The sequence below is a fragment of the Halocynthiibacter sp. C4 genome, from assembly GCF_028823805.1.
Taxonomy (GTDB): Bacteria; Pseudomonadota; Alphaproteobacteria; order Rhodobacterales; family Rhodobacteraceae; genus Falsihalocynthiibacter; species Falsihalocynthiibacter halioticoli.
The window spans coordinates 110,045-135,518 of record NZ_JAPEIE010000001.1; the positions used below are offsets into that span (position 1 = coordinate 110,045).

The 25,474-nt window shown below is 53.5% G+C and carries 25 protein-coding genes and 1 tRNA gene; 17 read left to right on the plus strand and 9 right to left on the minus strand.

All coding sequences use genetic code 11. The features are described from left to right. Positions 1-163 precede the first annotated feature (163 nt). Both OU789_RS00525 and OU789_RS00530 read left to right on the plus strand, forming a co-directional pair. Entirely contained in the window at positions 164-1,027 is an 864-nt protein-coding gene (locus OU789_RS00525) for an MlaA family lipoprotein (protein WP_274652380.1), read from the plus strand. Then, complete coding sequence (locus OU789_RS00530; RefSeq protein ID WP_446719161.1) at positions 1,024-1,632, plus strand: MlaC/ttg2D family ABC transporter substrate-binding protein; 609 nt, start codon at positions 1,024-1,026, stop codon at positions 1,630-1,632. Before OU789_RS00525 ends, OU789_RS00530 begins: the two co-directional genes overlap by 4 nt. On the opposite strand, the gene OU789_RS00535 is transcribed toward OU789_RS00530, so the two are convergent. Continuing rightward, the gene (locus tag OU789_RS00535) at positions 1,633-3,792 is read right to left on the minus strand and encodes a transglycosylase domain-containing protein (protein WP_274652384.1); all 2,160 of its coding nucleotides are present in this window, start codon (positions 3,790-3,792) and stop codon (positions 1,633-1,635) included. A 268-nt stretch (positions 3,793-4,060) separates the two neighbouring features. Here OU789_RS00535 and OU789_RS00540 point away from each other — a divergent pair, with 268 nt between their 5' ends. The 3 genes from OU789_RS00540 to OU789_RS00550 all read left to right on the plus strand — a co-directional run bounded on the left by OU789_RS00540 (position 4,061) and on the right by OU789_RS00550 (position 6,273). Next, complete coding sequence (locus tag OU789_RS00540) at positions 4,061-4,399, plus strand: P-II family nitrogen regulator (protein WP_263954860.1); 339 nt, start codon at positions 4,061-4,063, stop codon at positions 4,397-4,399. A 29-nt stretch (positions 4,400-4,428) separates the two neighbouring features. Beyond that, positions 4,429-5,760, plus strand: a complete 1,332-nt coding sequence (locus OU789_RS00545; protein ID WP_263954861.1) for an ammonium transporter — start codon at positions 4,429-4,431, stop codon at positions 5,758-5,760. Positions 5,761-5,865: 105 nt separating this feature from the next. Continuing rightward, complete coding sequence (locus tag OU789_RS00550; protein WP_274652387.1) at positions 5,866-6,273, plus strand: DUF1801 domain-containing protein; 408 nt, start codon at positions 5,866-5,868, stop codon at positions 6,271-6,273. Here OU789_RS00550 and OU789_RS00555 read toward each other — a convergent pair. Beyond that, a complete protein-coding gene (locus OU789_RS00555) occupies positions 6,270-7,949 on the minus strand; it encodes an acyl-CoA dehydrogenase family protein (protein ID WP_274652389.1) in 1,680 nt (559 codons plus the stop codon). The genes OU789_RS00550 and OU789_RS00555 overlap by 4 nt on opposite strands. 160 nt (positions 7,950-8,109) lie before the next feature. Between OU789_RS00555 and OU789_RS00560 the strand changes: the two genes are divergently transcribed. After that, positions 8,110-8,880, plus strand: a complete 771-nt coding sequence (locus OU789_RS00560; protein ID WP_274652391.1) for a sulfite exporter TauE/SafE family protein — start codon at positions 8,110-8,112, stop codon at positions 8,878-8,880. Between the two features lie 59 nt (positions 8,881-8,939). Here OU789_RS00560 and OU789_RS00565 read toward each other — a convergent pair whose 3' ends face one another. Further along, a complete protein-coding gene (locus tag OU789_RS00565) occupies positions 8,940-10,538 on the minus strand; it encodes a phosphoenolpyruvate carboxykinase (protein ID WP_274652393.1) in 1,599 nt (532 codons plus the stop codon). A gap of 347 nt (positions 10,539-10,885) precedes the next feature. On the opposite strand from OU789_RS00565, the gene OU789_RS00570 reads away from it, so the two are divergent. From OU789_RS00570 to OU789_RS00595, 6 genes are read left to right on the plus strand one after another with little or no spacing between them, the layout of a single operon-like run. Further along, the gene (locus OU789_RS00570) at positions 10,886-11,587 is read left to right on the plus strand and encodes a response regulator transcription factor (protein WP_263954866.1); all 702 of its coding nucleotides are present in this window, start codon (positions 10,886-10,888) and stop codon (positions 11,585-11,587) included. A 39-nt stretch (positions 11,588-11,626) separates the two neighbouring features. Next, entirely contained in the window at positions 11,627-13,303 is a 1,677-nt protein-coding gene (locus OU789_RS00575) for a sensor histidine kinase (RefSeq protein WP_274654478.1), read from the plus strand. Positions 13,304-13,324: 21 nt separating this feature from the next. Beyond that, the gene (locus OU789_RS00580; protein WP_274652395.1) at positions 13,325-13,747 is read left to right on the plus strand and encodes an HPr kinase/phosphorylase; all 423 of its coding nucleotides are present in this window, start codon (positions 13,325-13,327) and stop codon (positions 13,745-13,747) included. Beyond that, positions 13,744-14,682, plus strand: a complete 939-nt coding sequence (rapZ, locus tag OU789_RS00585) for an RNase adapter RapZ (RefSeq protein WP_274652397.1) — start codon at positions 13,744-13,746, stop codon at positions 14,680-14,682. Before OU789_RS00580 ends, rapZ begins: the two co-directional genes overlap by 4 nt. Then, on the plus strand, positions 14,679-15,074 hold the full coding sequence (locus tag OU789_RS00590; RefSeq protein ID WP_263954869.1) for a PTS sugar transporter subunit IIA: 396 nt from the start codon (positions 14,679-14,681) through the stop codon (positions 15,072-15,074). Before rapZ ends, OU789_RS00590 begins: the two co-directional genes overlap by 4 nt. A gap of 5 nt (positions 15,075-15,079) precedes the next feature. Next, complete coding sequence (locus tag OU789_RS00595) at positions 15,080-15,352, plus strand: HPr family phosphocarrier protein (RefSeq protein ID WP_263954870.1); 273 nt, start codon at positions 15,080-15,082, stop codon at positions 15,350-15,352. Positions 15,353-15,358: 6 nt separating this feature from the next. Here OU789_RS00595 and OU789_RS00600 read toward each other — a convergent pair whose 3' ends face one another. Further along, entirely contained in the window at positions 15,359-16,234 is an 876-nt protein-coding gene (locus tag OU789_RS00600; protein WP_274652400.1) for a 3-hydroxybutyryl-CoA dehydrogenase, read from the minus strand. A 176-nt stretch (positions 16,235-16,410) separates the two neighbouring features. Here OU789_RS00600 and OU789_RS00605 point away from each other — a divergent pair, with 176 nt between their 5' ends. After that, positions 16,411-17,229, plus strand: coding sequence for a DUF6473 family protein (locus OU789_RS00605; RefSeq protein ID WP_274652402.1), 819 nt, complete (start codon positions 16,411-16,413; stop codon positions 17,227-17,229). A gap of 59 nt (positions 17,230-17,288) precedes the next feature. On the opposite strand, the gene OU789_RS00610 is transcribed toward OU789_RS00605, so the two are convergent. The 5 genes from OU789_RS00610 to OU789_RS00630 all read right to left on the minus strand — a co-directional run bounded on the left by OU789_RS00610 (position 17,289) and on the right by OU789_RS00630 (position 20,795). Continuing rightward, on the minus strand, positions 17,289-18,215 hold the full coding sequence (locus OU789_RS00610) for an electron transfer flavoprotein subunit alpha/FixB family protein (protein WP_274652404.1): 927 nt from the start codon (positions 18,213-18,215) through the stop codon (positions 17,289-17,291). Further along, positions 18,215-18,973: an electron transfer flavoprotein subunit beta/FixA family protein gene (locus tag OU789_RS00615; protein ID WP_274652406.1), complete on the minus strand. Its 759-nt coding sequence runs from the start codon at positions 18,971-18,973 to the stop codon at positions 18,215-18,217. Before OU789_RS00615 ends, OU789_RS00610 begins: the two co-directional genes overlap by 1 nt. Positions 18,974-19,120: 147 nt before the next feature. Further along, positions 19,121-19,693, minus strand: a complete 573-nt coding sequence (locus tag OU789_RS00620; protein ID WP_274652408.1) for a cob(I)yrinic acid a,c-diamide adenosyltransferase — start codon at positions 19,691-19,693, stop codon at positions 19,121-19,123. Between the two features lies 1 nt (position 19,694). After that, a complete protein-coding gene (locus tag OU789_RS00625; protein ID WP_263954876.1) occupies positions 19,695-19,901 on the minus strand; it encodes a twin transmembrane helix small protein in 207 nt (68 codons plus the stop codon). Between the two features lie 63 nt (positions 19,902-19,964). After that, on the minus strand, positions 19,965-20,795 hold the full coding sequence (locus tag OU789_RS00630) for an SDR family NAD(P)-dependent oxidoreductase (protein WP_274652411.1): 831 nt from the start codon (positions 20,793-20,795) through the stop codon (positions 19,965-19,967). 110 nt (positions 20,796-20,905) lie between these two features. On the opposite strand from OU789_RS00630, the gene parC reads away from it, so the two are divergent. From parC to OU789_RS00650, 4 genes are all read left to right on the plus strand, one after another. Beyond that, a complete protein-coding gene (gene parC / locus OU789_RS00635) occupies positions 20,906-23,143 on the plus strand; it encodes a DNA topoisomerase IV subunit A (protein ID WP_274652413.1) in 2,238 nt (745 codons plus the stop codon). 182 nt (positions 23,144-23,325) lie between these two features. Then, positions 23,326-24,501, plus strand: a complete 1,176-nt coding sequence (gene tuf, locus OU789_RS00640; protein WP_274652414.1) for an elongation factor Tu — start codon at positions 23,326-23,328, stop codon at positions 24,499-24,501. Between the two features lie 144 nt (positions 24,502-24,645). Beyond that, positions 24,646-25,305, plus strand: a complete 660-nt coding sequence (locus tag OU789_RS00645) for a CatB-related O-acetyltransferase (protein ID WP_274652416.1) — start codon at positions 24,646-24,648, stop codon at positions 25,303-25,305. An 86-nt stretch (positions 25,306-25,391) separates the two neighbouring features. Beyond that, a tRNA-Trp gene (locus tag OU789_RS00650) sits at positions 25,392-25,467 on the plus strand. Positions 25,468-25,474 lie beyond the last annotated feature (7 nt).

A 25,474-nucleotide genomic window follows, 5' to 3' on the forward strand; every position in this document is an offset into this window, starting at 1 on the left:
TCGGAGTGTGCTTGGATACGCTCAAATTTCAGGTCGCTCATTATTAACGTGCGCGCTGTATCCGACATGATACACTACACAAATGCTTACTCATGGGCGCTGAATTCTGGGCCCGTAGTTATTATGTGAGCCAAAAGTACAAATTATTCGTTGAGATTTTTTCGTGACCTCAAAGTTCTGTCTGAAACCAATTCCAACTCGCGCCATTGCTCTGTTGAGTGGCGCGTTGCTGCTGTCTGCATGCGCGAGTCCCGAAAAGACTGGCGAGATTTATGATCCGTATGAAACTGAGAACCGTGCGCGGCACGAAGCGGCAAAACGTGCAGATCAAAAGTATGTTGAACCAATTGCCCAAGATTATGGCGAGTGGCCAGCACCGATCCGCGATGGTGTGACGAATTTTTCACGCAACCTTAGCCTCGCGCCAATGATCGTGAACAACCTTCTTCAGGCGGATATCAAAGGTGCGGGTCAAAATACTGCGCGGTTGCTCGTCAATTCGACTTTGGGAATTGCCGGACTGATCGATATTGCCGGAGATATGGAAATCTACGAAGACACGACCGGATTTGGCGATACATTGGCCGTCTGGGGTGTGGGCGAGGGGGCGTATATGGAAACGCCGCTGATCGGACCTTCCACCGAGCGTGATACTGTAGGAAGCGTTGTTGATTTGGCAACGAACCCCATTTGGTACATTAGCGGTGGCAGCTATGCCGCTCTTGGGGTCATCGGCATTGTGGGCGAAAAACTTGATGAACGTCAGAAATACGCGACCACAATCGATGCCGTGCTCTATGGCAGTGCGGACAGCTATGCGCAGGCGCGGCAAATCTACCTTCAAAACCGTCGCTTTAATTTGGGGCAGGAAGTTGCGTTTGAGTCGCCTGATTGTGATGAGGGTGGCGTTGCTGATCCTTATGCCGACCCATATGCTGATCCTTACGCCGATCCCTATGCCGACCCTTATGCAGAACCAGAGGCGTCGACTGACCAAAACTCTTGTAACTCCGAGGAGATACAATAATGCGAGACCTTACGAACCGACGCCAGTTTATAGGCACAATCGCCGCGGGTGCGCTTGCCGCGGCAACGCCACTTCCGCTGCTTGCTCAAAGCGCAGGTGAGGCAAAGCAACTTGTTGATCGCGCAGTAGCGGATATCAACAGGGCCATCAGCTCGGGCAAGTCTGAAGCGGCCATGTACAAGGATTTTGAGCGCATTTTCGCGACCTACGCGGATGTGCCTACGATTGCGCGCTATGCTCTTGGGGTTGAGGCGCGCTCTGCCAGCGCAAGCCAGTTGAAGGAATTTACGTCGGCATTTCAGGGATATATGGCGCGCAAATATGGCTCGCAGTTCCGCGAGTTTATTGGCGGGCGCATTGAGGTAAACAGCGCGCGTCAGGTAAAGAGTTTCATCGAGGTCAAAACCACAGCGCACTTGCGTGGTGAGGCGCCGTTTGATGTGACGTTCCTTGTTTCGGATAAATCAGGCAAAGCCCGCTTCTTTAACCTGTTCATCGAAGGTGTGAACATGTTGTTGGCCGAGCGGACAGAAATTGGCGCGATGCTGGATAAACGGCGCGGCAATATTGACCAAATGATCTCGGACCTGAAGAAAGCGGGTTAATTAACCACCCCCACCAAAAAGCTGAATGAGCAGGTTTTCGATTGGATTGCTGCTTTTTTGGCGCTGGTTGTTGCGCGATGGGCTGTCGTTGCCAACATAAGGCGCGGCTGGTTGTCCGTTAATCATGGGCAACGGAGTTGCTGGCAATCCGTCCATGACGCGTATCATTGTCTCGTGCCAAATCTCTGCTGGAAGGCCGGAGCCCGTTACGCCTGTGAGCGGGGTATTGTCGTCATACCCCATCCACACACCCGTTACATAATCCGCAGTGAAACCGATAAACCATGCGTCGCGCGCGGATTGTGATGTGCCGGTCTTACCTGCGGCTTGATATCCGCTGAGCTTGGCGCGGCGGCCTGTTCCGGATTCGACAACTTGATGCATCATATAGGTCAACTGCTCGGCGGCGTTGCGCGAAATCACGCGCTCGCCCATACCACCTTCCTGACCGAACATCGGTGTATCATCGCCCTGAAGGCGCAATTCAATCATGCCGTAAGGAGTCACGCTCTGGCCGCCGTTTAGGATGCCGGCATAGGCGCCGGTCATCTCAAGGAGCGTGCTTTCGGAAGCGCCAAGAGCGAGGGCAGGGCCTGCAGCGAGATCGCTTTGGATACCAAACATACCAGCAACCGTCCGAACATTTTCGCGGCCAACGGCTTCAGACACCTTAACCGCAGGAATGTTGAGCGAGTTCTTGAGTGCTTCGGTTAAGGTAACCATACCACGGTATTTGTGATCGTAATTGTCTGGCGACCATGGGCCGGATCCAGGGATATTGATTGTGAGCGGTTCGTCGCGGACGTAATCATTATAGTTATAGCCTAGGTCCAGAGCGGTTGCGTAAACGAACGGTTTGAACGCCGAACCGGTTTGACGGTAGGCCTGCGTTGCGCGGTTAAACGCACCCGTTACGCGGGTTTCGCGTCCGCCGACCATGGCGCGCACAGCACCGTCAGACGACATCACAACAACAGCGGTTTGCGCCTTGGAACCCTCGCGGACCTTGTTGGTGAATATGTAGTCAATTGCTTCCTCTGCGGCGCGCTGGATGCGTTGATCAAGCGTTGACTGGATGATTACATCCTCGGTTGTCTCACGGGTGAGGAAGCTTGGAGCCGTCGACATGACCCAATCAGCGAAATAACCGCCTGCATGAGCGTTGGCTGCCTTCGATAGAACCGCCGGATTGGCGCGGGCATTCGCGGCCTCTGCGCTGGTGAGGTAGCCTTGCTCTTCCATCAGCTTGATCACGGTAAGAGAGCGATCCTGACTACGCTTCAGATTGTTCGTTGGAGCATATCGAGATGGAGCCACGAGCAAACCGGCAAGCATTGCGGCTTGCGCTGGCGAAACCTGATTGGCGGAAATGCCGAAGTAGCGCTGGCTCGCCGCTTCAAAACCACGCGCACCCGCGCCAAGAAACGCACGGTTCAAGTAAATTGTCAGGATTTCGTCTTTGGTAAATTTGGTCTCGAGCGCCATCGCATAGACAGCTTCTTTAGCTTTGCGCCAAATCGAGCCCTGCCGGCAATCGGCCTCATATTCGCGCTCGGTCATCTGCTTGGGGTCATGTGGTACACCAAGGCAAAGCAGTTTCGCAGTTTGCTGGGTGATGGTCGAGCCGCCGTGGCCCGATAGCGCGCTGCGACCCTCAGAGAGGTTGATCCGCATCGCGCCGACAATGCCGCGCGGCGACAACCCGAAGTGCCGGTAGAATCGTTTATCCTCTGTCGCAACCACAGCATTCTTGAGGTGCGGAGAAACGGTTTGTGCGGTGATCATGCCGCCAAACTGATCGCCGCGCCATGCAAAGACCTTTTCGTCACGGTCAAGGATCGTCACGGAGCCGCGAGTCCGCCCGTCTACCATCTGCTCCATATCCGGCATCGTGGACACGAAGTATAGAATTCCGATGGCAAGCATGATGCCAAACACAACGCTCACACGCCACGTGATGCCCCAGAATGCACGCACCATCCAACGGAAGAGGCGGCTAACTGGGTTGCGCTTGACCGTCTTGCGGGGAGAGCGGCGCTTTTGTGGCTTGCTGGTTTTGCGCGCCGTTTTCTTGGCCGCAGCTTTTTTCGCTGGAGCCTTTTTCTTGGTGTAGCGTTTCTCGGCCACGAGATTTGGCCGCTTGCGTCCTGAACTGCTCATTTCACACTCTTTTGGCGCTGATTTCCGCCACAATACTCCTGTGCGCTCTGAATGTAGAGAGGCAACTCGGCGTCGATTCGCCTTTTTTGTGTGCTTACTTTTTAATCAAGTCGCCCAATTTGTATAATTTTTGAGCAGTTTTGCGGGCATGCCCCCCCTTCCTTAAGAGCCAATTTCTTGAATTGCCCGTTTTCTACGCGCTTTGTGGCTTCGTGTAAGTGCAGACATCGGGCCGTTGCCCATCGTCTGTGAAACGAAGGGGAACGACGTGAAACTGATTATTGCTGCAATCAAGCCGTTCAAGCTCGAAGAGGTGCGTGAGGCACTCACCGCGATTGGTGTTCGGGGCATGATGGTTACAGAAATCAAAGGCTTCGGCTCGCAATCCGGCCACACCGAGATCTACCGTGGTGCTGAGTATGCGGTGAATTTTGTGCCGAAAGTGAAGCTTGAAATTGCTGTTTCTGCGGCCATGGCCGACCAGGTGGTCGATACCATCCAGAAAACCGCCAAAACCGACAAGATCGGCGACGGCAAGATTTTTGTACTCGACGTGGCTCAAGCGGTCCGCGTGCGCACAGGCGAAACAAACGAAGACGCGCTTTAAGGCGCAGCCGTCACCAAAGGACGAAAGACATGAAACTTACTAAACTCATCCCGCTAAGCGCGACCGCTGCACTTCTGCCGCTCGCTGGCTTTGCACAAGACGCTGAGGTTGCTGTTGCCGTGCCAACAGACTCCGTCTTTATCCTCAACTCGCTGTTGTTCCTCATTGGCGGTTTCCTTGTATTCTGGATGGCCGCTGGCTTTGCGATGCTTGAAGCGGGCCTCGTGCGCTCCAAGAACGTTGCAATGCAGCTCACCAAGAACATGGGCCTCTTTGGTCTCGCTGCGATCTTCTATTACCTCATCGGTTACAACCTCATGTACCCACTTGGTACATGGTCGGTTGACGGCGTCCTCTCAGGTGTCTTCGGCCCTGGCGTGCTTGAAGCTGTTGGCGTAACAGCCGAAGAGGCAGACGATTACGGCTATGCCGCGACCGGTTCTGACTTCTTCTTCCAGCTGATGTTCTGTGCGGCGACTGCGTCCATCGTTTCCGGTACTCTCGCTGAGCGTATCAAACTGTGGCCATTCCTGATCTTCACGATCGTTCTCACAGCAGTTATCTACCCAATCCAGGCTTCCTGGAAGTGGGGCGGTGGTTTCCTCGACGAAGCTGGCTTCCTTGATTTCGCCGGTTCCACAGTTGTTCACTCCGTTGGTGGCTGGGCTGCTCTAACTGGTGCGCTGATCCTCGGACCACGTATCGGCAAGTACAAAGACGGCAAAACTATCCCGATGATGGGTTCCAACCTGACACTCGCTACGCTCGGAACATTCATCCTCTGGATGGGCTGGTTCGGATTTAACGGTGGCTCGCAGCTTGCAATGGGTTCCGTAGGTGATGTTGCCGATGTATCGCGCATCTTCTCCAACACGAACGCTGCTGCTGCTGGTGGTCTGATCACAGCGCTGCTGCTGACACAGTTCCTCTACAAGAAGCCTGACCTTACAATGGTACTGAACGGTGCACTTGCTGGTCTCGTGTCGATCACAGCCGAGCCGCTGACTCCAACTCTTGGTGGTGCGACGCTGATCGGTGCTGTTGGTGGTGTGATCGTGGTGTTCGCGGTTCCAATGCTCGACAAGCTTAAAATCGACGATGTTGTGGGTGCGATCCCTGTACACCTTATCGCAGGTATCTGGGGCACAATTGCTGTTGTCTTCACAAACCCTGACGCTTCGCTCGGTACACAGCTCTACTCGATCGTAGTGGTTGGCGTATTCACAGTGGTTGCTTCCGGTATCCTGTGGTTCATCCTTGCTAAGACAGTGGGCATCCGCGTTAGCGAAGAAGACGAAATCACTGGCCTCGACCAAGCCGAGCTTGGCATGGAAGCCTATCCTGAGTTCGCTCAAGGCTAAGCCTAAACAAAATCCAAGGAAAAGCCCGCTCATTTGAAGCGGGCTTTTTCATTTTAGGCGACGCGAATGGTTGACGTGCGGCCAACTGAGGCCAAAACTAGCTGCATGACCAAACCTGAGCCGCCATTCCAATCTCCCGAAATCGCTGCTGTATTCGCTGGGTTTCCCGCTGGTGTGCGGCCAACTCTACTTGCGGTTCGGGAGGTGCTATTCTCTGAGGCTCATGCGGATACTGAAGTTGGCGAAGTGTCTGAAACGCTGAAGTGGGGGCAGCCATCGTATGTACCGACACGCGCAAACACCGGCACACCGTTGCGCCTTGGTGTTGCAAAGACAGGAGAAGCCGCCGTTTTCGTTCATTGCCAAACTACGGTCGTTCATGATTTCCAAAGCCTTTTCCCCGATGCCTTTGTTTATGAGGGCAATCGTGCGGTTTTGCTTTCAGACCTGAAGGAAGAGCAGCGAGCCGGCCTGCGGATGCTGATCCGAAGCTGTTTGCGTTATAAGCTCTAGCCTAAGAGCCTGCGTGCGATCACCTGAGCTTGAATTTCAGCAGCACCTTCAAAGATATTCAGGATACGTGCGTCACAGAGGATGCGGCTGATCTGATACTCAAGCGCAAAGCCGTTGCCACCATGGATTTGCAACGCATTGTCCGCAGCCGCCCACGCGACGCGTGCGCCCAGAAGCTTTGCCATTCCGGCCTCTAAGTCACAGCGCCTGTCGTTATCCTTCTCAGCGGCGGCGTGATAGCTTAGCTGACGGGCGATCATGATTTCGACGGCCATCATCGCTAGTTTTCCGCCAACGCGTGGGAAATTTATGAGGCTCTTGCCGAATTGCTTTCGGTCTATGGCGTATTGCATCCCGACCTCTAGGGCGTTTTGGGCCACGCCAATCGCACGTGCGGCAGTTTGGATGCGCGCGCTTTCGAAGGTCTGCATGAGCTGTTTAAAGCCTTTACCCTCTTCTCCGCCCAGGAGGTTCTCTGCATCCACCTTGAAGCCGTCGAAAGCCAGCTCGTATTCCTTCATGCCGCGATAGCCAAGCACCTCTATCTCGCCGCCGGTCATCCCAGCGCTAGGGAAATCTTCGGTTTCGGTTGCCGGCTCTTTTTCTGCCAAGAACATCGAGAGACCTTTGTGATCGCCGTTGTCCGGGTCAGTGCGGGCAAGGAGTGTCATGACGTTTGTGCGGGCGGCATGAGTGATCCACGTTTTATTGCCGGTGATCGAATAGGTTTCACCTTCGCGAATTGCACGGGTCCGCAGGCTACCGAGGTCGCTTCCGGTGTTTGGTTCGGTAAACACGGCGGTGGGTAGTGTCTCGCCCGAAGCGATACGGGGAAGCCAGCTTTGTTTCTGCTCCTCAGTGCCTCCGCACAGGATCAATTCCGCGGCAATCTCGCTCCGCGTGCCGAGGCTTCCAACGCCAATATAACCGCGAGATAATTCTTCGGAGACGACGCACATCGAAGCTTTAGACAGGCCAAAGCCACCGTATTCCTCTGGGATGGTTAGGCCAAACACGCCTAGCTCGGCCATTTCCTCAATGATCGCCATTGGAATGAGTTCATCCTTGAGGTGCCATTCATGCGCATTCGGAGCGACGCGCTCATCCGCAAAGCGGCGGAATTGGTCGCGGATCATTTCCAGATCCTCATCAAGCGCCGTGGCGCCGAATGTGGCGTGGCCATGGTTGGCTTGCATAAGCTCGACCAATTGGGTGCGCGCCGCTGAGGAGTTGCCTTGGGCCATCAGGCGCTCAACAGCGGGCGCGCTCAAAGCCGATGGAGAAATGCCGATGTCCTGCAATCGGGCGGTCTCTCCTTGGCTCATAGGTATGCCTCCTGCGATTTGGCAAAGGTACTCGCCAAAGCCGATCTGGAGGATCAATTGTTCAATTTCGGTAAAGCCATTGTCAGCAACAAGTTTTTCGGCCCAGTGGTGCAACTGTGTGAGCGCGACCTGATACGTCGCGAACCAAGATAGCGCATGGGCTGCGTATTGATGCTCTTCAAGGAGGGCCGCATCAATACGCCCGTCCTTGCTCAGCTTTTTGCGCAAGTTTTCCTTTGCTTCAGCGAGAAGCGCATCGACGGCGACGATGCTTTCGGCAGTAAGAGAAAGCAGGTTTGGGAGTACGGGAGTCGCGGCTTGGTTAAACATATCTTGTCCGTCGTGTGGCATGGCACCCTCGCTGTTTGGCTGAAACCTCAATAACCACTTCGCAGTCGCAGCGCAACAAAAATTCGTTCAGAGATAAGTTTGCCTCATTTTATAACCTTCTCGTTTTGTGGTGGCTTGCGCTTTTAATCGGCGTATAACGTGGGGCCAACGGAGATAATCTATGCTGTCCTTCTTTCCAGAGTTAGGTTTTTTACCCTTTGTTTTTGCTTGCTTAATCACGGTTATCGCCGGGTTTGTTAAGGGTGCTACCGGCTTTGCAATGCCGATGATTATGATCTCCGGCCTTGCATCAATCTTAAGCGCAGAGGCGGCTTTGGCTGCCTTGATCTTGCCGACTGTTGTTACAAATGCTGCGCAAGCATTGCGGCAGGGATTCGGTTCGGCTCTGGAGTCGGCCAAGAAGTATCGTCTCTATCTCGGGCTGGTCTTGGTGTTCATTCTGGGCAGTGCGCAACTCGTAAGTATCTTGCCGCAGAAGCTCCTGTTCATATTGATCGGAGCGCCCATCACACTCTTTTCTGTTACCCAAATCATGGGGTGGACCTTGCAGATTAGGCCGGAGCACAAGCGCAGGGCCGAAATTATTATCGGAAGCTTTGCAGGGTTTGTTGGAGGATTGTCTGGCGTTTGGGGCCCGCCGACAGTCGCCTATCTCACAGCTCTGAACACCGAAAAGCGCGAGCAAATTCGCATACAAGGCGTGATCTATGGCCTAGGGGCTGTTGCGCTTCTTCTGGCGCATATCAAGTCGGGGGTGTTTAACGCTGAGTCAGCGCCATTCTCCGCTCTTATGCTAGTCCCCGCGATGATTGGGATGTGGGTAGGCGTGAAGGTTCAGGATCGCCTCGATCAAGCTAAATTCAAAAAGGTAACGCTTTTTGTTTTGATGATCGCAGGATTGAACTTGGTGCGTCGTGGTTTGATCGGATAGAAAAACGCCCCAACCAACTGGTGGGGCGTTTCTCGTTTCTCTCTACAATTCGGTATGCGTTAGCCGATAGCTGCAGCGCGTACGTCCTCGTCAATGTGATCTTCGTATTGGGCAAAGTTCTCCGAGAACATTGTGACAAGCTTTTCAGCCTGACGATCATAGGCTTCGGGGTTATCCCATGTACGGCGAGGATCAAGAAGAATGTCCGCGACGCCGTCAACAGAAACCGGAACATCAAAACCGAAGTTCGGGTCTTTGCGGAAGACCGCTTTATTCAGGGAACCATCAAGCGCCGCGGTGAGCAAAGCACGTGTCGCCTTGATCGGCATCCGCGAGCCAGTTCCGTATGCGCCGCCGGTCCAGCCGGTGTTCACAAGCCAGCAGGTTGCGCCGTGCTTCGCAATTTTGTCGCGCAGTAGGTTGCCGTAAACCTCGGGGCGGCGTGGCATGAAGGGGGCGCCGAAACAGGTTGAGAATGTGGGCTCCGGCTCGGTAACGCCGCGCTCTGTACCCGCGACCTTCGACGTGAAGCCGGACAGGAAGTGATACATGGCCTGTGCAGGCGTCAGGCGACTGATCGGAGGAAGCACACCGAACGCATCACATGTCAGCATGATGATGTTTTTCGGATGGCCGCCAAGCGCGCTTTGCGAGGCGTTCGAAATATACTCCAGCGGATACGCACAGCGCATGTTTGCGGTAAGACTATCGTCTTTGAAGTCCAGTTCCTTAGTATGCGGATCAAAGACCATATTCTCGATCACGGTTCCGAATTTCTTTGTCGTTTCAAAGATTTCCGGCTCGGCCTCGGCCGACAGGTTGATCGTTTTCGCATAGCACCCGCCTTCGAAGTTGAAGGTGCCGCGATCAGACCAGCCATGCTCGTCATCGCCAATCAGGACGCGCGCCGGGTCTGCGGAAAGCGTCGTTTTCCCCGTGCCTGAAAGACCGAAGAAAATTGCTGTATCGACCGGATTGCCCGGTGCGTGGTTGGCTGAGCAGTGCATCGGCATGATGCCTTTGTCAGGCAGCAGATAGTTCAGGAGCGAGAAGACGGATTTCTTGTTTTCACCCGCATATTCCGTACCCGCAATCAGGATGAGTTTCTTGTCAAAGTTCATCGTGATGACGGTTTCGCTCCGGCATCCATGGCGCTCAGGGTCGGCCTTGAAGCTCGGGCAGTTGATGATTGTGAACTCGGGTACGAAATCCTCCAGCTCATCAAGCTCTGGGCGGCGTAGGAGGTGACGAATGAATAATCCGTGCCACGCGAGCTCTGTCACAACACGCACATCAAGACGTTGGCTCGCATCTGCGCCACCGAAAAGGTCTTGAACGAAATAGTCGCCGCCCTTCATGTGCTCCAGAATGTCGGCGTAAAGAATGTCGAACTTCTCTGGTTCCATTGCTCCGTTGTTGTCCCACCAGATGTTCTCATCGACGCTTGGTGTGCGCACGACGAATTTGTCCTTGGGAGAACGACCTGTGTGCTTTCCGGTCGAGACGAGCAATGTGCCGCCTTGGCCGAGCGTACCTTCGCCGCGCTTCAGCGAAGCTTCGACAAGGGCAGGTTCTAGGAAGTTGTAGTAGATGTTTCCAAGGTCGGAAATTCCTTGGGATTCCAAAGTGAAGGAAGGGTTCACACAACCGTGTGTCATAATCAAGCTCCTCGTGCCGTGTCCGCGCGGCACGCAATCTCTTATTAAACGCGAAGGGCCAGTTTCGCGTACCAGTCGTGGGCCCGACTGATTTGACCAACTTATCATAGCTTTAGAAGATTTGAACCGTGCGGATACGCGCAGTTTGCGCAAACAGTTCAACGTTAGCGCAAGCATTGTCGCCAAAGTTTCCGATAATGCACGGCCAGATGTGAAAACTTATGCCTTTTGGGGCACATTGTCTTTCAAACCCGAGAAGCGATTCGCAGTTAGTTGTTGATTCGGTGAACTGACTTAAGGACAATGGCTGAAAAATTGGGCAGTCATAACAATAAGAGGAAAAATCCATGTCGAAGATCGCTTTGGTCGACGATGACAGGAATATCCTGACGTCGGTTGCAATGACCCTCGAAGCCGAGGGTTTTGAAGTTGAGACATATAACGACGGTCAATCCGCACTAGACGCTTTTAACAAGCGGCTTCCGGACATGGCTGTTCTTGATATCAAAATGCCGCGTATGGATGGCATGGACCTGCTTCAGCGCCTGCGTCAGAAAACGAAAATGCCCGTCATTTTCCTGACGTCCAAGGATGACGAGATTGACGAAGTCCTCGGTCTGCGGATGGGTGCGGATGATTATGTTAAGAAACCGTTCTCGCAGCGCTTGCTTGTTGAGCGGATCCGCGCGCTGCTTCGTCGTCAGGATGCAATTGCCGGAGAGGCCATTGCTGAAACAGAAGAAACCAAAGTCATCGAGCGCGGTGAACTTCGGATGGACCCGTTGCGGCACGCGGTGTCGTGGAAGGGCAAGGATGTATCGCTTACAGTGACAGAGTTTTTGTTGCTGCAAGCTTTGGCTCAGCGTCCCGGTTTTGTAAAAAGCCGTGATCAACTGATGGACGTGGCTTATGATGATCAGGTCTATGTGGATGACCGAACCATCGACAGCCACATTAAACGTTTGCGTAAAAAGATGCGGACCGCGGATGACGACTTCTCTGCGATCGAAACGCTCTATGGTATTGGCTACAGGTATAACGAAGAGTAGTAGCCCTCAAGTATTGGTAATGGTGTGCGCGATTCAGTAATGGCAAAAGAGGCGAACGTCGTCCTCGGCGAAGATTGGGACGGTCCAAGCAGTAGTGTTGAGTCCGAGTTGCGAGCAAGCCGCCGCAGACGGAACATCGTTGCGCTTAATCGTTCGCCATTGGCGCGGAAAATCATCACCTTCAATTTGTTGGCGCTGGTTATCCTTGTTGCCGGCGTTCTGTATTTGAATCCGTTTCGCGACAGTCTCGTTCTGCAACGTGAAAAAGGGTTGATCGTTGAGTCCCAATTGATTGCCAATGTTTTCCAAGCGCAATTTTCAGATCAGACGAATGTTCCCAATGCCATTGATATTTCGAAGACGCTGCAGTCTCTCGCGCTTCCTCAAGGTGTAGAGGCCTATGCGTTTGATACCCAGGGGCGTCTGATTGCAAGCACCGAGGGGCGTGAACGGCCGGAAAATGCCGCTTTGGCAAACCTCGAAGCCAAGCAGCGCAGCACGATGATTACGGATTTCCTGAATTCGGCATGGGAAACTTTATCGGGTGTATTCGGTGAAGGGCCTGAGGTCGGTGTACAAGGGTCCATCTCTGATATGGCAAGCAATCTTGCCGCCAAAACCACCGAGGGAACACAGGTTCACACCGGTTATGATGCGGATGGCGGAGCTATATTCGCCGTGGCGTCGCCAGTTATTGTGAACGGTGTGCAAATTGGTGCGGTTGCGATAACGAGCGCTGAGGGTGAGATTGACTTCCTCGTGCGGAGCGAGCGCGAACAGGTCTTGCAGATGTTCGTAATCGCGATACTTGTGTCTGTTGGCCTCAGCCTTGTATTGGCTTCCACCATCGCAAATCCACTCTCTGATCTTGCCGCTGCTGCCGAGCTTGGCCGCGACAAGAACGCTCGCAAGATGAGCCCGAACCGTGTTCGTATTCCTGATCTGACGGCCAGACCGGACGAGATCGGACGGCTCTCTGGCGCGCTGCGTGGGATGGTGACGGCACTCTATGACCGTATTGAGGGCAACGAGCAGTTTGCCGCTGATGTCGCCCATGAGATCAAGAACCCGCTGGCTTCTCTGCGTTCCGCAGTGGGCACGCTTCGCGTTGCAAAGCGTGATGATCAGCGCGAGAAACTGCTTGATGTCATCGATCACGACGTTCGGCGGCTTGATCGTTTGGTGAGTGATATTTCCAACGCATCGCGTCTTGATAGCGAGTTGGTGCGTGAGGAAGAAGAGCGCTTTGATCTTCTGCATATGCTCTCCAATATTACCGACTATCTAGGGAGTGATGCCAAAAGCAAAGGCGTTGAGTTCATCTCCGATTTGCCGAACCAACCAATTTATCTGCAAGGCCTAGAAGCGCGACTTGCGCAGGTCTTTGTGAACCTTGTGACCAACGCGATTTCGTTTTGTGACAACGGTGATGCAATCCGCGTTTGGGCACGGCAGCGTGAGAACCGTGTTCTGATTGTGGTTGAAGATACGGGCCCCGGTATTCCGGACCAAGCCTTGCAGAAGATTTTCCAACGGTTCTATTCCGAACGTCCCCCTGGTCAATTCGGTAATAACTCCGGTTTAGGGTTGGCGATTTCCAAACAGATCGTCGAAGCACATGGTGGCGTAATCTGGGCCGAGAACATTCGCCCAACAGACGCTGACATCACCTCAGAGCCACTTGGTGCGCGTTTTGTCGTTGGTCTACCGCTTTAAGCCATCCATGCGTGTGCTCCCATGAGTGAGCAAGAATATCTGCATGCAAGTTGTGTTGCGTTGAATGGTAAAGCTGCGGTGATCCTCGGGGCATCTGGAAGCGGTAAGTCGACATTGGCGCTTCAAATGATCGGACAGGGCGCAAAGCTCGTTGCCGATGATGGCGTGTTCTTAAGATGCGCGGGAGAGACACTTGTCGCAGCAGCGCCAGAGGCTCAGCGTGGCAAGATCGAAGTCAGGGGAATTGGGATCGTAAACGCGGAATTCACGGAGCGTGCGACGGTTTCTTTGTTTGTTGATCTCGATACGGAAGAAAGCGAGCGATTACCGCCATTTCGAACAATCGAGTACCTTGGCCAAAAAGCCCCCTTGTATCATCGCATTAAGGGTGATCACCTTGCAATCGCACTCACACAGATTCTCTTGAACGGTAGATCCGATTGAACAGCACTACTTCATCTTCAACTGACGCCACTGCGCATCAAAATAACTTACGGGTTGTTCTGGTGACCGGCCCGTCTGGCGCTGGGCGTTCGACAGCGATCAACGCACTCGAGGACGCAGGGTACGAGGCGATTGACAATTTGCCTCTATCTTTGGTTCCACGCTTGCTGGAAGGAGCTGCGCACAGTGTGCCACTGGCCTTGGGCATCGATGCGCGGAACAGGGATTTCAGCGCGAGCGGCCTGATCGAGCTTATTGAAACACTGGCATCGCGCGATGATGTGTCTTGCGAGGTTCTCTATCTGGACTGCAGCAAAAACACGCTAATCCGCCGTTTCTCGGAAACGCGTCGGAGGCATCCACTTGCGCCAGCAGAGGAGCCGGGTATTGGGATTGAGCGCGAATTTGATCTCTTGAAGCCGATCCTTGTTCGGGCGGATGTGCTTATCGATACCACTGAGTTTTCGCCCCACGATCTACGTGCTGAAGTGGAACAGTGGTTTGCGCCGAAATCAGGTCAGAAACTCGCTGTCTCAATTCACAGCTTTTCCTACAAACGGGGCGTGCCGCGCGGGATCGATATGATCTTTGACGTGCGCTTCTTGCGCAATCCTTATTGGGACGAGTCGCTGCGCAGTTTGGATGGCCGAGATGCGCGTGTGGCAAGCTATGTCGAAGAAGACGAGCGCTTCGATGCATTCTTTGTGAAGATTCGTGAGCTTTGCGAAATGCTGCTGCCTGCCTATATCGAAGAGGGCAAAACGCATTTTTCAATTGGCTTCGGGTGTACCGGAGGGCAACACCGTAGCGTCACTGTTACGGAAAAACTCGCGAATGCGCTTGCAGAGGGCGGTTGGCAGGTGTCAATTAGACATCGGGAAATGGAACGTCGGGCGGTGGCATCGCCAGACCTAAGTACGGGAAAGCTGGCGTGATCGGAATTGTGATCGTCGCTCATGGCGGTTTAGCCAAAGAGTATAAATCGGCTGTCGAACATGTTGTCGGCAAGCAAGAAGGCATTCGCGCGATTGCAATCGAGGATGATTGTGACCGTGGCGATAAACAATGTGAAATTTGTGAAGCTGCGGATGCGGTCGATACGGGTGATGGCGTCATCGTCGTGACCGACCTTTTCGGTGGTTCTCCGTCGAACCTTTCCTTAAAAGCCTGTAGCCCGAAAAACCGTAAAATTCTGTACGGTGCGAATTTGCCTATGCTTGTGAAACTTGCAAAGTGCAGAACGAGTTCGGTGCAGAACGCAGTCGATTGCGCTATGCAGGCAGGCCGAAAATACATTAATAGTTTTGACGCAAGTCCAACAAATTAGGCATTATGAGCATTTCAAGAACGTTTCCGATCGTTAACGAAAAAGGGCTGCATGCACGTGCGTCAGCCAAACTCGTCGAAGTTGTCGAGGAATTTGACGCGCGCGCCGAAGTTTCAAAAGACGGCATGAGCGCATCCGGCGATTCCATTATGGGTTTGTTGATGCTCGCCGCCGCTAAGGGCTCTTCGATCGAAGTCACAACCTCTGGCAATGATGCCGAAAAACTTGCCGACGCGCTCGAAGCGCTTGTTGCCGACAAGTTTGGCGAAGAGTTTTAGCCCGTTCTATCGGGTCGGAACCGGCGTTTCCCCGCGATAATCATAGAAACCGCGCTGTGTTTTGCGGCCAAGCCATCCGGCCTCTACGTATTTGGTTAGGAGCGGGCAGGGGCGATATTTGGTGTCGGCAAGCCCGTCATGAAGCACGTTCATAATGGCGAGACACGTATCAAGCCCGATGAAATCGGCCAACTCTAGTGGACCCATAGGATGGTTCGCGCCAAGCTTGAGGGAGCTATCAATGGACGCGACCGATCCGACACCTTCATAGAGCGTATAAACGGCTTCGTTGATCATCGGCATCAAAATGCGATTCACGATGAAGGCAGGGAAGTCCTCGGCTGACGCTGCCGTTTTCCCGAGTTTTTCAACAACACCAAGGCAAGCTTGGTAGGTTTCCTCGTCGGTTGCGATACCACGGATCAGTTCGACCAACTGCATGATCGGAACCGGATTCATGAAGTGGAACCCCATGAACTTTTCGGGGCGGTCCGTGCCGCTGGCAAGTCGCGTGATCGAGATCGATGAGGTATTCGACGTTAGGATCGTTTCAGGCTTTAGGTGAGGCAACAAACTTGCGAAAATTTGAACCTTAATATCTTCACGCTCTGTCGCCGCTTCAATCACGAGATCAGTTTCGCCAAGGTCGGCAATGTTTAATGTTGTTGTGATATTGCTCATCGCGGCGTCACGGGTCTCTTGCGAGATTTTTTCGCGGCTCACCTGACGATCAAGATTAGACTGGATTGTGTTAACCGCTGCTTGCAACTGCTCTTCGGAAATGTCTGTTAATACAACTTCATAGCCGGCGGCGGCAAAAACATGGGCGATACCGTTTCCCATCTGCCCGGCGCCAATCACGCCAACTTTCCTGATTTCCATCGTCCGAGTTCCTTTGTGCCAATCGTGCGGATGTTATGCCGCAGCGCGGCGCAGATGCAAGGGCCATTCAACGTTTGAATGGGTTCTGCAAATAGAGACAATTTTAGCATTAGCATTTTGGAAAGAGCTTTGCAGCACCCTCAGCCTCGGGTGAGTCTAAATATGAGGTGGGTGTAATGGCCTATGAAAACCTGGGTGAAGGAGCCCTTGATTATCTGCCGTGCCGCTATGGCAAGTCGAAACTGTTGTTTCGTGGACCGCGGCGCAAAATGGAGAATGCATATATCGCTGCAATCGGCAGCACAGAAACATATGGCAAGTTCGTAGAGGAGCCGTTTCCAAACCTTGTGGAAAAAGCGCTCGGAATTGAGACGGTGAATTTTGGTTGTGTCAACGCGGGGCCAGACGTTTTTCTGAATGAACCTGTTGTTCTGGAAGCCTGCGCAAAGTCGCGTGTGACGGTTGTGCAGGCAATGGGGGCACAGAATATGTCAAACCGGTTCTACGCTGTTCATCCGCGCCGAAATGATCGTTTTCTCAAAGCCAGCGCCTTGATGAAAACCATCTTTCGCGATGTCGACTTTACAGAGTTCCATTTCACGCGGCACATGCTTCAAGCTTTGAAGTCGCTTTCAAGCGATAGGTTTGCCTTGGTCGAAGAGGAGCTTAAGGCAGCTTGGCGCGCGCGGATGCAGTTTTTGTTTGAGAAGATACAGGGCAAAACGATCTTGCTTTGGGTCGATAACCCAAATCCAGACACACACACGGACCTTGGCCCTGATCCGCTTTTCATTGATCGTTCGATGATCGAGGCTGTGCGCCCGTTCTGTACAGAGGTGGTTGAGGTGCAGCTTTCAGATGCTGCGCGCACGGCAGGAGTGAAAGGTATGGTCTACCCAGAGATGGAAGCACCAGTCGCGAAGGAGGTGATGGGGCTTCAGGCCCATACCGAAGTCGCGCAAGCTTTGGCCCCCGTACTCAAGCGCATGATGTGACCCAAAAAGAAAAAGCCCCGCGTTATGGCGGGGCTTCTCCAAAGAAATGTTCGTTTTGGTTAGACTGCGTCGATCAGAGCAGGAACCGCGTCGAAGAGGTCTGCGACAAGGCCGAAATCCGCAACTTGGAAAATCGGTGCTTCCTCGTCTTTGTTGATTGCAACGATGATCTTGCTGTCTTTCATACCTGCAAGGTGCTGAATCGCGCCGGAAATGCCAACCGCAATGTAAAGTTCCGGAGCAACGACCTTACCTGTTTGGCCAACTTGCCAATCGTTTGGTGCGTAACCAGAGTCAACAGCGGCACGCGATGCACCAACTGCCGCGCCGAGCTTGTCGGCGAGTTTCTCGATCAGTGCGAAGTCCTCTTCGGATCCGACACCACGGCCACCAGAAACAACAACTCCTGCGCTTGTCAGCTCTGGGCGGTCGCTTTCAGCCACTTTATCTTCAACCCATTCCGAAACAGCGGGATCGGCAACAGCGTCGATCTTCTCAACTGAAGCGGAGCCACCTTCGCCAGCTGCATCAAAAGTGGACGTCCGGATTGTTGCAACTTTTGTTGCGTCCGAAGTTTTCACCGTTTGAACCGCATTGCCCGCATAAATCGGACGCTCGAATGTATCTGCGTCAACGATTGCAGTAACGTCCGAAAGAACCATCACATCAAGAAGTGCAGCAACACGTGGCAAGATGTTTTTGGCGCTTGCGGTCGCTGGTGCGAGGATGTGTGTGTATCCTTCGGCGAGAGAAACAACGAGCGCAGCAACAGGTTCGGCGAGGCCATGACCATATGCAGCATCGTCCGCGCATAGAACCTTGGACACACCTTCGATTTTCGCGGCAGCTTCAGCAGCGCCAGAACAACCTGACGAAGCGCAAAGTACTGTGATGTCACCTAGTGAAGATGCGGCAGTTACAGCTTTGGATGTCGCGTCGAGCGCGAGTTCGTCGCCATGAACTTCAGCAAGAATAAGTACAGACATTAGAGGGCCCCCGCATCTTTGAGTTTCGAAACAAGCTCTTCAACATCAGAAACGATGATCCCGGCAGAACGTTCCGCAGGAACGGCCGTGTTCACGATCGAATGCCGTGGCGAGGTATCAACGCCGTAGTCGGCAGCTGTTTTCTCGTCGAGCGGCTTTTTCTTGGCCTTCATGATGTTGGGGAGGCTCGCGTAACGAGGCTCGTTCAAACGAAGGTCTGCGGTTACGATTGCAGGGAGCTTGACCTTGATGGTCTGTAGGCCGCCGTCAACTTCACGTGTGACGTTGGCGCTGTCGCCATCAACCACAACTTCGCTTGCGAAAGTTGCTTGGGGCCAGCCAAGAAGGGCAGCGAGCATTTGGCCCGTCGCGTTCATGTCGTTGTCGATGGCTTGCTTGCCAGCGATCACAAGGCCAGGCTGCTCTTCGTCGATAACGGCTTTAAGCAGCTTTGCAACGGCGAGTGGTTCAATGTCATCAGTGGCGTCTTCGGCGGCAACAATAAGAATTGCACGATCCGCACCCATGGCGAGCGCAGTGCGTAGTTCTTTTTGCGCATCTTTCACGCCGATAGATACAACAACAACCTCGTCGGCTTTTCCGGCTTCTTTGAGACGGATCGCTTCTTCGACGGCAATTTCGTCAAAGGGGTTCATCGACATTTTGACATTGGCAAGATCAACGCCTGTGCCGTCAGCTTTGACGCGCACCTTTACGTTGTAATCAATCACACGCTTGACCGGTACTAAGACCTTCATGGCAAGTTGCTCCTTAATAAATTCTCGAGCCGAAATACGACCCGGGTTAAGCTCTCAAGCATTGTGTTAGCCCGAAGTCGTATCGGATTATAGAGCAAAATCGACCAGAAACGCCTTTGCGACGCCGCGTTTTTATGAAGTCAGGCGCTAACGGTTGGCGCCAGGAACCCAAAGCACGTCATTTTCGCCGTTGTTGTTGGCAGCGCGCGCGGCAACAAAAAACCAATCCGAAAGGCGGTTCAGGTATTTGACAGCGGCGGGATTGATCGATTCGACTTGGTCGAGGGCCACCGCGAGGCGCTCTGCTCGGCGCGAAACCGTACGGCAATGATGCAGGTGTGCCGCGAGCGCCGAGCCTCCAGGCAAAATAAAACTGCGGAGCGGCGGTATGTTTTTGTTCATCTCGTCGATTTCAGTTTCAAGCCGCTCAACTTGAGCATCTGTCATCCGAAGCGGCGGATACTCGGCTTCTGCGTCTTGCTCGCTTTGAGGGCGGCAGAGGTCTGCGCCAAGGTCAAAAAGGTCATTTTGAATGCGTTCGAGTTTTTCGGCCGCCTCGCCAGTTGCGTGTAGGCGGGCCAAACCGACAATCGAATTCGTTTCGTCAACCGTCCCGTAAGCTTCAACGCGCGGGTCAAACTTTGCCACACGGTCGCCATTGCCAAGCGCGGTCTCGCCCTTGTCACCTGTGCGGGTGTAGATTTTGTTCAAGACAACCATGTTAACCTCCGCTCCGTCGTAGAAGAACGTAAATCACAATTAGCACGACGGCCAAGAGTTGAGCCGCCACACGATAGCGCATCATGCGATTGCCGTGTTTGCGATTGAATTCGCCGCCACGAGCAAATCCGAGGATCCCGATGACAAGCACCACAAGAACCAACAAAACTGCGGCAACGACAAGTAGGAAAAGTGGGTCTTGAAGCATGGTGTTTTCTCGAATTGGCCAAAAGATAATGCGCGCCAAAGCAGAGGCGCGTTGCAAAGGTGTCTAGAGCTTTGCCAGTATCTTGTCGAGTTGCCGCGTCGAAAGGACACGCTTTAGGAAGCCGCCAACATAGGTTGGGGTGGTGACATAGTACCGCGGTTTGGGGCGCGGGCTTTCGAGTGCGTGGATAAGCTTTTTGGTCACAGCACGTGCAGGGAGTTCAAACGGGTCGGGCCCTGATTTTTCAACATACAGCCGTTTCTTCAGTGTTTCATACTGTTTGGCGCGCGCAGAGTTTTTCCAGTCAACAAAACGTTCGAAATGGGCAACAGAGTTTTGGCGGATTCGTGATGTGATCGGGCCGGGCTCCACAAGAATGATTTTGATCGGGGTTCCGCGCATTTCGAGGCGCAACGTGTCTGTTAGGCCCTCCATCGCGTGTTTTGTTGCGTTGTAAGCCCCGCGCCAGCGCAACGGGGCAAATCCAAGGATTGAACTACAATTGATGATGCGCCCGTGTCCTTGTTTGCGCATCACCTTAATTACCCGTGTTGTCAGATCGTGGTATCCGAACAGATTTACCTCAAAGATCAACCGCAGCGCATCTCGTGGGATATCCTCAACAGCTCCCGGAACAGCGATCGCCCCGTTATTGTAAAGTGCGTCGAGCGTCCCGCCTGTGCGTTTTAAGCATTCCGCAAGAGCGTCCTCAATGCTGGCTTCGTCTGTATAATCAAGCACGAAACTTTCCAGCCCTTCGCGGCGTAAACGCTCGCAATCAGTTTCTTGGCGACATGTCGCAAAAACGCGCCATCCGCGCTCTGATAACCCGTGCGCCGCGTCGTATCCGATGCCCGAGGAGCATCCGGTGATTAGGATGGATTTCTTGCTCATGGTTTGCCTGCTTGTTGTTTGGTCCACAGAATGAGGATTTTGATGCGGAAAACAACCTCTGCTGCGCCTTGTTTCTTGTGCGCGGCACAGGGGGGCGCTATCACAGGTCTATGAGCCAAGAAACAGACCCCTCCGACATTGATCTTCACGAAGTTGCCGAGCCGCTGCGCCGCGCGATTGGCGAGCGCTATCTAACTTATGCGCTATCGACGATTATGCACCGTGCTTTGCCGGATGCGCGCGACGGGCTGAAACCGGTTCACCGCCGTATTCTCTATGCGATGCGAGAATTGAAGCTGGCAAGCAACGGCGGCTTCCGGAAGTCGGCCAAGATTTCCGGCGACGTCATGGGGAACTACCACCCGCATGGTGACGCTGCCATCTATGATGCGATGGCGCGTTTGGCGCAGGATTTCAACGTGCGCTATCCGTTGGTGGACGGGCAGGGGAACTTCGGCAACATCGACGGTGATAATCCCGCGGCGAGCCGATACACAGAAGCGCGAATGACTGCCGCCGCCGAGGCTTTGCTTGAGGGGCTCAACGAGAACGCAGTCAACTTCCGCGAAAACTATGACGGTACCCTGACAGAGCCGGAAGTTCTTCCTGCAACATACCCGAATTTGTTGGCGAACGGCTCCTCCGGCATTGCCGTGGGTATGGCCACAAATATTCCACCACATAACATTGCCGAACTCTGTGATGCGTGTTTGCACCTAATCAAAACGCCGGATGCGCGGGATGATACACTGGTCAATCTCGTACCAGGACCTGATTTCCCGACGGGCGGCATTATTGTCGAGCCACGCGAGAGTATTCTTGAAACCTACAGAACCGGTCGCGGCTCTTTCCGCCTTCGCTGTAAATACGAGGTCGAAGAGCTTGGCCGTGGGCAATGGCAGATCGTCGTCACTGAAATTCCTTATCAGGTTCAGAAAAGCAAGCTGATCGAGAAGCTTGCCGAGGTAATCCAGAACAAGAAGGTGCCAATTCTCGCCGATGTACGCGATGAAAGTGCCGATGACGTTCGGATCATTCTGGAGCCAAAGAGCAAGAATGTTGTGCCTGATGTTCTGATGAATACGTTGTATCGGGTCAGCGATCTTGAAGTGCGGTTCAGCATGAACATGAACGTACTGATTGATGGCCTGACTCCGAAGGTCTGCAGCTTGAAAGAAGTCCTGCGCGCCTTCCTTGATCATCGCCGCGAGATTCTGATCCGTCGCAGTAAGCACCGGCTAGAGAAAATCGACCATCGGCTCGAAGTGCTTGAGGGCTATATCGTCGCCTTCCTCAATCTGGATCGCGTTATCGAGATCATTCGCTACGAAGATGATCCGCGCGCCGTCATGATGGCCGAGTTCGAGCTAAGCGAGGTGCAGGCCGATGCAATCCTCAATATGCGTCTGCGGAGCTTGCGTAAGCTTGAAGAACTCGAACTGAAGAAAGAGCATGACGAGTTGCTTCAGGAGCGTGAGGGTCTTGAAGAGCTGTTGGCGGATGAAGATCTGCAATGGTCTCGCATCGCTGAGCAGATGAAAGTGACCAAGAAGAAATTCGGTCGTGATTACGAAGGCGGTGCGCGCCGTACCCAATTTGCAGAAGCTGGAGAAGTCGAGGACGTTCCGATCGAAGCAATGATCGAGCGCGAGCCGATTACTGTGGTCTGTTCGCAAATGGGATGGATTCGCGCCATGTCTGGCCACATCGATCTAAATCGCGAATTGAAGTTCAAAGACGGCGACGGGCCGCGCTTTGCCTTCCATGCCGAAACGACAGATCGCTTGCTTTTGCTTGGAACCAATGGCCGCTTTTATACCATGGGCGCCAGCACGCTCCCTGGAGGGCGGGGTATGGGCGAGCCGCTTCGATTGATGGTTGATCTACCAAATGAGTGCGAGATCGTAGATCTGTTCATTCACGAACCGGGCCGGAAACTGTTGGTGGCCTCTTCTGCGGGCGATGGTTTCATAGTTCCCGAAGACGATGTGGTCGCGCAAACCCGAACCGGCAAACAGGTTCTGAACGTGCGTGGCGATGTGGTGGCCAAGGTTTGCCGTCCGATTAAGGGTGATCATGTGGCCGCCGTTGGTGAAAACCGCAAAGTGCTTGTGTTCCCAATTGAGGAACTTCCTGAAATGGGGCGCGGCAAAGGTGTGCGCCTTCAGAAATACAAGGACGGCGGGCTTTCGGACGCGACAACATTCGTATTGGAGCAGGGTTTGAGTTGGCTCGATCCTGCGGGGCGAACCCGAACCGAGACCGAACTCGCCGAGTGGAGTGGAAAACGCGCAAGCGCAGGTCGAATGGCCCCCCGCGGGTTCCCAAGAGACAATAAATTCAACTGAGTTAGCGCCGATTTCAGGCGCTAATTCAGCACAAGCAAATTCCATGTGGTTGAAATCGAGTCACATCGTGCCGAGATAGGGCAGGAAGCGGTATGAAATGCTTGCATTTTGACCGCGAGGGCCCTAATCAGCCCGCGATGAAAACGGGGTGCATTTCTACCCCCCAAACATGAGGCCCTGTTATGGCTAAGGAAAAGTTTGAGCGTACGAAACCGCATTGCAACATCGGCACGATTGGCCACGTTGACCACGGTAAGACTACATTGACAGCTGCAATCACCAAGCAGTTTGGTGACTTCCGCGCGTATGACGAGATTGACGGCGCGCCCGAAGAGAAAGCACGTGGTATCACCATCTCGACAGCTCACGTTGAGTACGAGACAGCTGATCGTCACTATGCGCACGTTGACTGCCCAGGTCACGCTGACTACGTGAAGAACATGATCACTGGTGCGGCGCAAATGGACGGCGCGATCCTCGTTGTGAACGCGGCTGATGGCCCTATGCCACAGACACGTGAGCACATCCTGCTCGGCCGTCAGGTTGGTATCCCAGCCATGGTTGTCTTCATGAACAAAGTCGACCAGGTTGACGACGAAGAGCTTCTGGAGCTCGTTGAAATGGAAGTTCGTGAGCTTCTGAACGAGTACGGCTACCCAGGCGACGACATTCCTGTGATTGCAGGTTCTGCTCTTGCTGCTCTTGAAGACCGCGACGACGCGATCGGCAAAGACAAGATTGCTGAGCTGATGACAGCTGTTGACACATACATCCCACAGCCACCACGTGCTGTTGATGAGCCATTCCTGATGCCAATCGAGGACGTATTCTCGATCTCTGGTCGTGGTACAGTTGTGACTGGCCGTGTTGAGCGTGGCGCTGTGAACGTTGGCGACGAGATCGAAATCGTTGGTATCAAAGATACACAGAAGACAACCTGTACAGGTGTTGAAATGTTCCGCAAGCTGCTTGACCGCGGTGAAGCTGGCGACAACATCGGTGCGCTTCTGCGTGGTATCGATCGTGATGGCGTTGAGCGTGGTCAGATTCTCTGTAAGCCTGGTTCGGTTAAGCCGCACACCAAGTTTGAAGCAGAAGTTTACATTCTGACCAAAGAAGAAGGTGGCCGTCATACACCATTCTTCGCGAACTACCGCCCACAGTTCTACTTCCGGACCACAGACGTGACCGGCACAGTTGAACTGCCAGCAGGTACAGAGATGGTTATGCCAGGCGACAACCTGAAGTTCGGTGTTGAACTGATCGCACCGATCGCGATGGAAGAAGGCCTCCGCTTCGCGATCCGCGAAGGCGGCCGCACAGTCGGCTCCGGCGTTGTGTCCTCCATCAAAGAGTAAGCTTGCTCTGATATTAATAGAGAGGGCTGCCTTCGGGCGGCCCTTTTCTTTTTTGTGGCTTGCGATAAGATCGCCGTGAACGATGGAGGGTGACATGAACAATATCTGATCTGAGATATTAACTTCAATCACAGAGAGATATTCATGAAACGTCCTTTCATTCAGGCTGATCGTGCCTACCCGCTAACCTTACCAAATGGTGATGTTCTAAAGAGCTTGGTTTACCTGAACCAAGTTATCGACCACCCCAACATGAAGTTTGGTGATTACACATATTATTCGGATTTCGAGGTGGTCGAGGATTGGGCCGGTCGTATCGCGCCTTATCTATATCCTGGCGCACCGGAGCGGCTCGAAGTCGGTAAGTTCGGGCAGTTCGCTCATGGCACGTGTTTTATTACGGCCTCTGCCAATCATCCTATGGGTGGATTTTCGACCTATCCGTTTCTCACGTTCAATCCCGAAACCATGATGCAATATGCGAATGTGATTCCCGGCAAGGGAAATACTGTGGTCGGTAACGACGTCTGGATCGGTATGGACGCTAAAATTATGCCCGGAGTGAGAATCGGGGATGGTGCAATCATCGCGAGCGGATCCGTGGTAACAAAGGATGTCCCTGCTTATGCGATTGCGGCCGGAAACCCCGCCAAAGTAGTGAAAATGCGGTTTGATGCCGATACCATAAGAGAATTGTTAGAGATTCAGTGGTGGAATTGGCCTGTAGAACTGATTGAGGAGCACCATGACTTGATTGCTGGCGCAGATATTAGTGCGCTCAAACATGTAGCGCGCTCCAGATGAAACACGAAATGCACGCGAGATTTCGCAATTGGTGCAAATCGCTCTTGATTCCCGTCGCAGGGTGCCGTACTTCCTGCGACGGCTTTAGGGGTTTAGCTCAGTTGGTAGAGCATCGGTCTCCAAAACCGAGGGTCGTGGGTTCGAGTCCCTCAGCCCCTGCCAAAGCCGG